The sequence below is a fragment of the Reella acinonychis genome, assembly GCF_052384575.1.
Taxonomy (GTDB): Bacteria; Pseudomonadota; Gammaproteobacteria; order Enterobacterales; family Pasteurellaceae; genus JBQSUQ01.
Genome location: NZ_JBQSUQ010000007.1, coordinates 224797 through 235938 on the forward strand (window position 1 = coordinate 224797; position 11142 = coordinate 235938).

11 protein-coding genes and 1 riboswitch are annotated in these 11142 nt (G+C 37.9%); of the genes, 7 read left to right on the forward strand and 4 right to left on the reverse strand.

The annotated features are described in order from the left end of the window. Window positions 1-603 (forward strand): 6-phosphofructokinase, encoded by a 603-nt coding sequence (locus ACT2CV_RS04865; RefSeq protein WP_464973667.1) that lies wholly within the window; start codon window positions 1-3, stop codon window positions 601-603. 127 nt (window positions 604-730) lie between these two features. Then, a complete protein-coding gene (gene pfkA / locus ACT2CV_RS04870) occupies window positions 731-1696 on the forward strand; it encodes a 6-phosphofructokinase (RefSeq protein WP_464973668.1) in 966 nt (321 codons plus the stop codon). Between the two features lie 42 nt (window positions 1697-1738). Here pfkA and ACT2CV_RS04875 read toward each other — a convergent pair whose 3' ends face one another. The 4 genes from ACT2CV_RS04875 to gap form a co-directional block, all read right to left on the reverse strand. After that, window positions 1739-2389 (reverse strand): 7-carboxy-7-deazaguanine synthase QueE, encoded by a 651-nt coding sequence (locus tag ACT2CV_RS04875; RefSeq protein ID WP_464973669.1) that lies wholly within the window; start codon window positions 2387-2389, stop codon window positions 1739-1741. A gap of 5 nt (window positions 2390-2394) precedes the next feature. Next, the gene (queD, locus tag ACT2CV_RS04880; RefSeq protein WP_464973985.1) at window positions 2395-2814 is read right to left on the reverse strand and encodes a 6-carboxytetrahydropterin synthase QueD; all 420 of its coding nucleotides are present in this window, start codon (window positions 2812-2814) and stop codon (window positions 2395-2397) included. A 13-nt stretch (window positions 2815-2827) separates the two neighbouring features. Beyond that, window positions 2828-3496: a 7-cyano-7-deazaguanine synthase QueC gene (gene queC, locus ACT2CV_RS04885; protein ID WP_464973670.1), complete on the reverse strand. Its 669-nt coding sequence runs from the start codon at window positions 3494-3496 to the stop codon at window positions 2828-2830. Window positions 3497-3498: 2 nt separating this feature from the next. Further along, window positions 3499-3543: riboswitch (PreQ1 riboswitch) on the reverse strand. A 111-nt stretch (window positions 3544-3654) separates the two neighbouring features. Continuing rightward, window positions 3655-4674, reverse strand: a complete 1020-nt coding sequence (gap, locus tag ACT2CV_RS04890; protein ID WP_464973671.1) for a type I glyceraldehyde-3-phosphate dehydrogenase — start codon at window positions 4672-4674, stop codon at window positions 3655-3657. Window positions 4675-4992: 318 nt separating this feature from the next. Between gap and gmk the strand changes: the two genes are divergently transcribed. Genes gmk through murI form a run of 5 tightly spaced genes read left to right on the forward strand, consistent with a single transcriptional unit; the run spans window position 4993 to window position 10804 of the window. Next, the gene (gene gmk, locus ACT2CV_RS04895) at window positions 4993-5619 is read left to right on the forward strand and encodes a guanylate kinase (RefSeq protein ID WP_464973672.1); all 627 of its coding nucleotides are present in this window, start codon (window positions 4993-4995) and stop codon (window positions 5617-5619) included. Window positions 5620-5679: 60 nt separating this feature from the next. Beyond that, a complete protein-coding gene (gene rpoZ / locus ACT2CV_RS04900; protein WP_464973673.1) occupies window positions 5680-5943 on the forward strand; it encodes a DNA-directed RNA polymerase subunit omega in 264 nt (87 codons plus the stop codon). A gap of 54 nt (window positions 5944-5997) precedes the next feature. Then, window positions 5998-7878, forward strand: coding sequence for a RelA/SpoT family protein (locus tag ACT2CV_RS04905; RefSeq protein ID WP_464973674.1), 1881 nt, complete (start codon window positions 5998-6000; stop codon window positions 7876-7878). A gap of 2 nt (window positions 7879-7880) precedes the next feature. After that, window positions 7881-9962 carry an ATP-dependent DNA helicase RecG gene (gene recG, locus ACT2CV_RS04910; protein ID WP_464973675.1) on the forward strand — a complete coding sequence of 694 codons (2082 nt, stop codon included), beginning with the start codon at window positions 7881-7883 and terminating at the stop codon, window positions 9960-9962. Between the two features lie 38 nt (window positions 9963-10000). After that, window positions 10001-10804, forward strand: a complete 804-nt coding sequence (gene murI / locus ACT2CV_RS04915; RefSeq protein ID WP_464973676.1) for a glutamate racemase — start codon at window positions 10001-10003, stop codon at window positions 10802-10804. Window positions 10805-11142: the final 338 nt, after the last annotated feature.

The following is an 11142-nucleotide window of genomic DNA, read 5'->3' on the forward strand; positions in this document are numbered from 1 at the left end:
ATGTTAAAAAAATGCACCGCACTTTTTTCCATCTTATTGCTATCAGGTTGCGCTATAAAGTCAAGCAAGCCAGAAGTGATTTCTGAAATGGTAAAATTGAATGTGCCGAAAGTTATTAAATATCATGAGTCGAGCTATCAGTTAAGAAATCAAAAAGATTTAGGCAGTATGGCACGCTATGTGTATTTTGAGAAAAAAGAGAATAATCAAAATTGGAAAAGTGCGGTGGAATTATTACATGATCGTAATGCAGAAAAGATGGCATTATCCGATCGTATTCAGTTAAGAGAGAAAGTGTACAGAACTAATGGTGTTGAGCATTTTAATCTTAATTTAGAAGGGGATGATTTATACGCTTTTGTGATTTATTCACCTAATCCAAATCAAGCGAACTGGCAAGTTGAAGTAGCACGAGGTGCTGATGTTAAAGGCTGTGGATTCGTGCAGTTCCAATATTCAGTGAAAGTGCCACAATCTCATAAGCTGATGCAAATGGGGAAAGTTAAACTCATTGGTTATCTGAAAAAATACGCCATAGATAAAGAATTGGCGCGTTTACATGAATTAAAATGGGATTGGCAATGTGCAATGCCTGAAGGGTAGAATAATCTTTGATTTTTAGCAAAAAATGATGAAAATCTGCTAAAATATAGTAGAGGCTAACCGCTGAATAGTGTAAGCTTAGCGACACGATTTTCTCGGATTTCATTTAAGTTTAAAGGTAAATATTATGATCAAAAAAATTGCAGTCTTAACAAGTGGTGGCGATGCACCAGGTATGAATGCCGCAATTCGTGCTGTTGTGCGTACCGCTTTACATGAAGGCTTAGAAGTTTATGGTATTCGTGATGGTTATCAAGGTTTATACCATAACAAAATTACTCAATTAAACCGCTTTAGTGTATCTGATATTATTACTCATGGTGGTACGTTCTTAGGTTCTGCGCGTTTTCCTGAGTTTAAAAAGCCAGAAGTGCGTGCAAAATGTGCGGAAATTTTACGTTCTCATGGTATTGATGCATTAGTGGTTATTGGCGGTGATGGTTCTTATACTGGTGCTAAATTATTAACTGAAGAACATGGTTTCCCTTGTATTGGTATTCCTGGCACCATTGATAATGATATTCCTGGTACAGACTATACTATTGGCTATCAAACCGCATTAGAAACCGCAGTACTTGCAATTGACCGTTTACGTGATACAAGTAGCTCACACCATCGTATTTCTATTTTAGAAATCATGGGGCGTCATTGTAGCGATTTAACAATTAACGCAGCGATTGCTGGTGGTTGTGAATATGCGATTGCACCAGAAGTGGGTTTTGATAAAGAAGAATTAATTGAAGAAATTGAGCGCAGTTTTGCCAATGGTAAAAGCCATGCAATCATTGCGATCACAGAATTAATCACAGATGTTCATCAATTGGCAAAAGATATTGAAGCACGCGTGGGCAATGAAACACGTGCAACCGTATTGGGCCATATTCAACGTGGTGGTTCACCTTGTGCATTTGACCGTATCCTTGCTTCTCGCATGGGGGTCTATGCAGTGGAATTATTACTACAAGGTGAAAAAGGTCGTTGTATTGGTATTCAAAATGAACATTTAGTTCATCACGACATTATTGATGCAATTGATAATATGCGTCGTCCATTCAAAGCTGAATTATTAGAAGTATCAAAACGTTTAGTTTAATTCTATTCAGCAACAAAAATCCCACTTATTAGTGGGATTTTTTTATTCAATACCAATCAGCTTATGTGTCTGAATACTGAGTTGCCATTTTTGTTTATTTGGGCGTTGATTAAGCATCCCTAATTGGCTAATTGTTTCTAACAAATTCATTTCACCATTGATTTCACAAGGGGAAAGGTAATAGTGATTAGCCTGAATTTTCTGTTCGATTTGCTCACAAAATGTTAGTACATCGCCATCAGCTACAATGCGTACTTCATGGGCAAAAGGAATACAACGTTGTTGATATTTTTCTTGATACATTCGCTTTGGGCTAGTCGCAATGTAATCAATTTGTGGCGGGATCTCTTTTAATCCATTGGTTTCAATGGCGAGAAAATAGCCTTCAGTTTTCAGCTGATCAAGCAATAAGGATAAGCTTGGCTGAATGGTCGGTTCTCCACCGGTAATAATAATATTCTTTGCTGAAAATGACCGCACTTTTTGTAAAATGGCTTGCAATGTCCATTGTTTAAATTGGTTGTAGTTAGTATCACACCAAGGACAAGTGAGATTACATTTACCAAAACGTACAAAAATGCTAGGCATCCCTGTATTGAAACCTTCGCCTTGTAAACTTTCAAAAATCTCCACAATTGGATAACTTGGATTAGAAATCAGCGCCACTTTATGATTTGATGTAGAATAAGTCATTGTTATTATTCGCGGTATTCACAGAATGAAGTGGGAGTTTCCCATAAACGAATAGCGGAAATAGGCAATTCAGCTTTTAATCGGTTAAACATAAAGCGAGCCATCTCTTCTGCGGTTGTGCGTGTTGGGATACCAAATGTTTTAGAATTTAACTCATTGAGTAAATTGGCAATTTTACATTCTCTTTCGCTGGTAGTATCGTAAATAAAAGCATGATCCATAGGGTCTAAAATTGCTTTTTGTACAACAGATTTGAGATCAGAAAAATCAATCACCATGCCTTTTTTGGCACCATCGGCAACTAAATCACCACTGACTTCTACTTGTAGTTTATAAGTATGACCATGTAAATTTTGGCATTTCCCATCATGTCCGTCCAAGATGTGAGCCATATCAAAACTAAATTCTTTAGAAACTTTAAACATTTTCACCGCACTTTTATTTTTTAGATTGTAAATATTCATTTAAGCCATTTTCACGCAGCACGCAGCTTGGGCATTCCCCGCAGCCACCATCAACCCCAATGTAGCAAGTATGTGAATAACGACGGACATAATCTAACGCCCCTAATTCATCCGCGAGTTGCCACGTTTGAGCTTTGGTAAGATACATTAACGGAGTGCGAATGTTGAAATTATAATCCATTGCAAGATTAAGCGTGACATTCATTGATTTGATAAATATGTCTCGACAATCGGGATAACCGCTGAAATCCGTTTCGCATACGCCCGTAATAATATCGCTAATACCTTGCCCTTTGGCATAAATAGCCGCGTAAAGTAAAAACAAGGCATTGCGGCCGTCCACAAAAGTATTTGGCATGCCTTTATCATCTGTCTTAATTTCACTGTCGCTCATCATCGCATTATGAGTGATGGCTTTAATAACACTCGTATCGATAAGAGTTTGCTTCACGCCGAGATCTTGCGCTATCCAACGCGCTTTTTCTAATTCAATATGATGACGTTGACCATATTGGAAAGTGACTGCTTCAACATTTTCTGTGCCATATTCTTGAATAGCTTGAATTAAACAAGTGGTGGAATCTTGTCCGCCAGAAAAGATAACAACCGCTTTACGATCGCGGTTTGGGTTAAAGAGTTGCATAATTTTCCTTAGTTTTTTTACGTGGGAGGTTTTCGAACCACGAAGATGTTGAATTATTGATTAATAAATGTGCGGTGGATTTTAGCAAAGTTTTCAATAAAATCAAATAAAAACAGACCGCACTTTGCAGTACGGTCTGCGATTAGAATAAGCTTAGATTAGCCTTTGTAGTTGTGAACTAAAGCAACTAAGTCTAATACTTTGTTTGAGTAACCAGTTTCGTTGTCATACCAAGAAACTAATTTAACGAATGTATCAGTTAATGCGATACCTGCGTCTGCGTCGAATACAGAAGTTTCAACTGCACCGTTGAAGTCTGTAGAAACAACAGCATCTTCAGTGTAACCTAAAACGCCTTTTAATTCGCCGTTGAAAGTTTTACCTTCAGCTGCATCTTTAACTGCTTTCTTGATTTCTTCATAGCTTGCTGCTTTTTCTAAGTTTACAGTTAAGTCAACTACAGATACGTTTGGAGTAGGAACGCGGAACGCCATACCTGTTAATTTGCCGTTTAATGCTGGTAATACTTTACCTACAGCTTTTGCAGCACCAGTTGAAGATGGGATGATGTTTTGTGACGCACCACGACCACCGCGCCAGTCTTTAGCAGATGGACCATCTACAGTTTTTTGAGTTGCTGTAGTTGCGTGAACAGTTGTCATTAAACCATCTTTGATACCGAAAGTTTCGTGGATAACACGTGCTAAAGGTGCTAAACAGTTAGTTGTACAAGAAGCGTTAGAAACGATGTCTTGACCTGCATAATCTTGGAAGTTTACACCACGAACGAACATTGGTGTGCTGTCTTTAGATGGACCAGTTAAAACAACTTTTTTCGCACCAGCTGTGATGTGTTTGCGAGCTGTTTCATCAGTTAAGAAGATACCAGTTGCTTCAACTGCGATATCAACACCGATTTCGTTCCATTTTAAGTTTGCTGGATCGCGCTCTGCAGTTACACGGATAGTTTTACCGTTAACGATTAGGTTACCATCTTTAACTTCAACAGAACCGTCAAAACGACCATGAGTTGAATCGTATTTTAACATGTAAGCCATGTAATCAACGTCGATTAAGTCGTTGATACCTACAACTTCGATATCATCACGAAGTTGTGCAGCGCGGAATACGATACGGCCGATACGACCAAAACCATTGATACCAATTTTAATTGCCATAAGTTTTTCACCTATATTTAAAGTTAAACAAAATTTATTACAGTTTGTCGCTTTTAAAAGTCAACTTGCTGTCACGTCGAGATTATAGCACGATTTCAGTTTATAACGAAACGGAAAGACATAATACAACACAATGATTTTGTGATCTATATCAAATTTTTAGTGGATGAATAACAAGAAATTTTAAATCTATTAACGAATAAAAATAAGAAACCAGTTTTTTATAAAAAAATTATATTTTTCACCGCACTTTTGATGAAATTTATCCTTTTTATGAGGCATAATAAGATGGTGAAATTAAATAAGTGGGAGCAAATTATGTCACAAGGGAATCTTTATATTCTGTCAGCACCAAGTGGCGCGGGAAAATCTTCATTAATTTCAGCTTTGTTAAAACAAGACGAGCAGAAAAAAACGATGGTGTCGGTTTCGCATACAACGCGTCAACCCAGACCTGGAGAGGAAGATGGCGTACATTATTATTTTGTATCGGTGGATGAATTTGAACAGCTGATCGCACAAAATGTGTTTTTAGAATATGCCAAGGTTTTCGGTGGCAATTATTATGGCACTTCATTGCGAGCTATTGAGCAAAATTTGGCCCAAGGTATTGATGTTTTCCTTGATATTGACTGGCAAGGTGCGCAACAAATTCGAGAGAAAGTGCCTTCAGTCAAAAGTATTTTTATTTTACCCCCTTCATTGACTGAATTAGAGCGTCGTTTGATTGGTCGAGGTCAAGATAGTGCGGAAGTGATTGCCGATCGTATGTCAAAAGCAATAAGTGAAATTTCGCATTACAATGAATATGATTATGTGATTGTAAATGATGATTTTGAACAGGCATTATGCGAATTAAAAGCGATTTTAACTGCTGAAAAATTGACGATGAATTATCAACAACGGGAAAATCAGTGCTTAATCGCAGAATTGCTAGCAAAATAGACCACACTTTAGTATTATATTTCCCCTTATTTTAAAAATACGAATGAATTGGAGTAAAATATGGCTCGTGTTACTGTGCAAGATGCAGTAGAAAAAATTGGCAACCGTTTTGATTTAATTTTAGTTGCAGCTCGTCGTGCAAGACAATTACAACTTCATCAAAGTGAACCTTTGGTGCCAGAAGATAACGACAAACCAACAGTGATTGCGTTGCGTGAGATTGAAAAAGGTTTAATTAACAATGACATTATGAATGCGCAAGAGCGTCAAGATGTTTTTGTTTATGAAGAAAAAACACAAGCAGCCGCTTTTGTTACTGAATAAGTGCGGTCTTTTTTCACCTCATTTTAGGCTTGTTATTTGAACAGGGGGTTGGTAATGCATTTTTTTGAACCTTTAAATAAAATCATCCAACAATATTTACCCGAAGAGCAGATTGATCTGATTAAGCGTGCTTTTGTTATTGCAAAAGACGGACATGAAGGTCAATTTCGTTCAAGTGGCGAGCCTTACATCACCCATCCTGTTGCAGTTGCTTGCATTATTGCAGAAATGCGCCTTGATCATGAAGCCATTATGGCGGCGTTGTTGCATGATGTGATTGAAGATACTCCCTACACAGAACAACAATTAACGGACGAATTTGGTCATAGCGTTGCTGATATTGTGGATGGCGTATCTAAATTAGATAAACTAAAATTTAGAACACGTCAGGAAGCGCAAGCCGAAAGTTTTCGCAAAATGATTTTGGCGATGACCAAAGATATTCGTGTGGTTTTGATTAAATTAGCTGACCGCACACATAATATGCAAACGTTGGGCGCATTACGTCCTGATAAACGTCGCCGTATTGCTAAAGAAACCCTTGAAATTTATAGCCCGTTAGCCCACCGTCTTGGTATTGAAAACATTAAAAACAAGTTAGAAGATCTTTGTTTTCAAGCCATGTATCCTCAGCGTTATGCGGTATTGCAAAAAGTATTGCAAATTATCCGAGGTAAACACCAAGAGCTTATTCAACCTATTATTGATGAATTACAACAGCGCTTACAATCTGTCGGAATTGCTGCTCGTGTATTTGGGCAAGAAAAGCCTCAGTTTTATATTTATCAAAATATGAAACAGCGAGAGCAAGAATTTCGTTCTCTTTTAGATATTTATGATTTCCGCGTTATTGTAAATACCGTAGATGATTGCTACCGCACATTAGGGCAGGTGCATCATTTATATAAACCAAAAGCCAGATACATTAAAGATTATATCGCTGTGCCTAAAGCCAATGGTTACCAAGCGTTACATACTTCAACCATAGGTCCAAAAGGCGTACCTGTTGAAGTGCAAATTCGTACTGAAGAAATGGATCGTATGGCAGAAATGGGCATCACGGCGCATTGGGTCTATAAAAAAGATGGTAAAAATGATGCCACTACGCCACAAATTAAGGCGCAACGTTGGCTACAAAATATCATTGAATTACAACAAAGTGCGGGTAATTCTTTTGAATTTATTGAAAGTGTAAAATCAGATTTATTTTCACACGAGATCTATGTGTTTACGCCTAAAGGACGCATTATTGAATTACCAAGAGGCGCGACTGCTGTGGATTTTGCTTATGCAGTACATACTGATGTGGGTAATCATTGTGTTGCAGCAAAAGTTGAACGTATGGATTATTCGCTTTCTCAACCGCTGGTGTCTGGTCAAACTGTTGATATTGTGACTTCCCCAAAAGCCAAACCGCAAGCAAGTTGGCTCAATTTTGTGGTAACAGGAAAAGCACGCTCTACAATTCGTCAAGTATTAAAAACGTTAGAAGAACAAAATACACATTCTTCTCTTCAAAATAAGAACTATGTATTGGCAGATTGTTGTCATCCTGTGTTTGGTGATCCTGTTTTTGCTTATGAAAACCATCAGAATGAACTAGTTGTTCACCATGAAAATTGTGCCACGCTATTACGCCATGGCCAAGATTTACAAGTATTCAGTTGGGATGAGCATTTTTCTTCAGTGCAATTTGAAGCTGAATTACGTATCGAAATGGTCGATCAAAGAGCTTTGGGAAATATTATGTCAGTGGTTTCAGCTGCGCAAAGTAATATCCATAGCGTTTGGACTGAAGAAGATGGGGAACAATGTTTAGTCATCCTTGTGTTAACCACATCAAATTTAAAACAACTTGTCAAAGTGATGCGTAAAATTGAAAATATTACCGGTGTAACTTCGGTTAAACGTAATATTAATGCACTCACAGATTAGTTATGAATACGCAACTTCTTAATGCTGTTCCATTGACGACCTTGTCTGGTGTAGGGGCAGCCATTTCTGAAAAATTAGGACGACTTGGAATTTATAATTTGCAAGATCTCCTGTTTCATTTTCCCCTTCGTTATGAAGATCGTACGCGAATTACGGCAATAATTGATTTACGCCCTGAACAATATGCCACTATTGAGGGACAGGTACAAATTTGCGAAGTGCAATTTGGTAAACGTCCCATGTTAATGGTCAGCTTATCCGATGGTTCATCCAAAATTATGCTGCGTTTTTTCAATTTTAACGCGGGTATGAAAAATAGTTTTCAAATTGGCACAAGGGTGAAGGCATTTGGCGAAGTAAAGCGCGGTCGTTTTATGGCTGAAATTCATCATCCTGAATATCAAATTATTCGTGATGACAAACCTCTTTTGTTAGAAGAAAATTTGACGCCTATTTATTCAACAACGGATGGACTTAAGCAAAATACGTTGCGGAAATTAACGGATCAAGCATTAGAATTATTAGATTCCTTACAGATTACCGAAATTCTACCTACTGAATTTAACCCTAATCCTTTTAGTTTAAAAGAAGCGATTCGATTTTTACATCGACCGCCACCAGATATTTCGTTAGAACTTCTTGAAAAAGGGCAGCATCCTGCACAAGTGCGGTTAATTTTTGAAGAGTTATTGGCGCATAATCTGGTTATGCAAAAAATGAAATTGGGTGTTCAGCAATATCAAGCGCAAGCGTTACATTATCAATCTGATTTAAAACAACGTTTTCTAAGCCAATTACCTTTTCAACCGACGAATGCGCAATTAAGAGTGATTGCAGAGATTGAGCAAGATCTCACTCAATCCCATCCTATGATGCGTTTAGTGCAAGGCGATGTCGGTTCGGGTAAAACATTAGTGGCAGCTTTAGCCGCTTTGCTCGCGATTGATAACCAAAAACAAGTGGCATTGATGGCACCAACGGAAATCTTGGCAGAACAGCATGCAGAAAATTTTAAACGTTGGCTTAATCCATTAGGTATTCAAGTAGGTTGGCTAGCGGGTAAGGTAAAAGGCAAAGCACGTCAAACCGAATTAGAACGGATTAAACAAGGCGATGTGCAGATGATTGTGGGCACGCACGCGCTATTTCAAGAAGAAGTGGAATTCGCTGATTTGGCATTAATCATCATTGACGAACAGCATCGCTTTGGCGTTCATCAACGTTTAATGTTGCGAGAAAAAGGGGAAAAAGCGGGCATTTATCCACATCAGCTTATTATGACTGCAACGCCAATTCCTCGTACACTGGCAATGACCGTCTATGCGGATTTGGATACGTCAATTATTGATGAATTACCACCGGGGCGAACGCCAATTACAACAGTGGTAATGTCAGAAGAACGACGAGCGGAAATTATTGAACGTGTCAATCATGCTTGTATTAATGAAAAGCGTCAGGCCTATTGGGTCTGTACGTTGATTGATGAATCAGAAGTGCTTGAAGCGCAGGCAGCAGAAGCCATTGCGGAAGATTTGCGTAAAATTCTACCGCACTTACGCATAGGTTTGGTGCATGGACGAATGAAACCGAGCGAAAAACAAGATATTATGATGGCATTTAAGCAGGCCGAGTTGGATTTGTTGGTGGCAACAACGGTGATTGAGGTCGGTGTTGATGTGCCAAATGCCAGTTTAATGATCATTGAAAATGCGGAACGCTTAGGTCTTTCTCAGTTACATCAATTACGAGGTCGTGTGGGTCGAGGCAGTACAGCCTCCTTTTGTGTTCTTATGTACAAACCGCCGTTGGGTAAAGTATCGCAGAAACGATTGCAAGTATTGAGAGAAAGCCAAGATGGATTCCTTATTTCTGAGAAAGATCTTGAAATTCGTGGACCCGGTGAAGTATTAGGCACAAAACAAACTGGTGTGGCAGAATTTAAAGTGGCGAATTTAATGCGAGATCGCCGAATGATTCCTACTGTACAGCATTATGCCAAACAATTTATCGTAAAATATCCTGAGTTATCAGAAGCTTTAATTAAACGTTGGCTTAATCAAAAAGAAATTTACTCCAACGCATAAAAGTGCGGTGTCTTTTTAACGAGTTTTAGGAAATTATTATGCAACAATCACAACCCACAATTCTTTTCTTCGATTCGGGTGTCGGTGGCTTCAGTGTATATAAAGAAACCAAACAGCTTTTGCCTGATTGCCATTATTTATATTGCTTTGATAACGCATTTTTTCCTTATTCCGAAAAGACAGAGCAAAATATCATTGAACGAACATTAGCGATTTGTCAGAACATTAATCAAGATTTTCCATTGGATTTAATCGTCATTGCTTGTAATACAGCAAGTACTGTCGTTTTGCCTGTACTGCGTCAACATTTTTCCATTCCCATTGTGGGAACTGTGCCTGCGATTAAACCGGCAGCAGAAACATCAGAAAATAAACACATTGGATTATTGGCAACAAAGGGGACGGTTAAACGTCAATATGTAGCAGATTTAATTCAACAATATGCTGCAGACTGTCAGGTAGAAAAAATTGGCAGCACTAAATTAGTGGAAATTGCGGAGCAAAAACTTCGAGGAGAAGCTGTTGATTTGGTTGCATTAAAACAAGAACTGGAACCTTGGAGTCAGATTACTAATTTGGATGCTGTTGTTTTAGGTTGTACCCATTTCCCACTTATTAAGGAAGAAATCGCTTGGTGTCTACCGCAAGTTAAATCTTTTATTGACTCAGGAAAAGCCATTGCTAAACGAGTGCAATTTTTATTACAAGGCATTGAAGTGCAGTCAAAAATTTCACAAAAAAATGTTATTTTTTGCACTCAATCATTCCCTGAACAACAACATTTCCAACAAGTACTTGATTTTTGGGGATTCGAAGAATTGTTATTGCTAAATTTGGAATAGGGAATAGAAGAGGCTTTTTTTTATCTATGAATAGATGTGAATTTGAACGTTTTGGATTTTTTTTCAGCAAAAGAAAAAATTTTCAAATTTTTTTTGCAAAAAGTACTTGCGTGAATTTAAATTTTCCCTATAATACGCCTCCACAACGACGCCGTTGTCAATTTTGTAAAAAGCAACCCGCGTCGTTCTTTTTTGTTCTTTAAAAAGATATCAGACAATCTGTGTGGGCACTTGTTGAAGATTTGTTTAGAAGAAATTAAATAAAGACTGAATAAGTGCTTAAACTAGAAATTCATTATAGTTTCGATGTGATAAATTCATGTTGAAACGAATGTAAA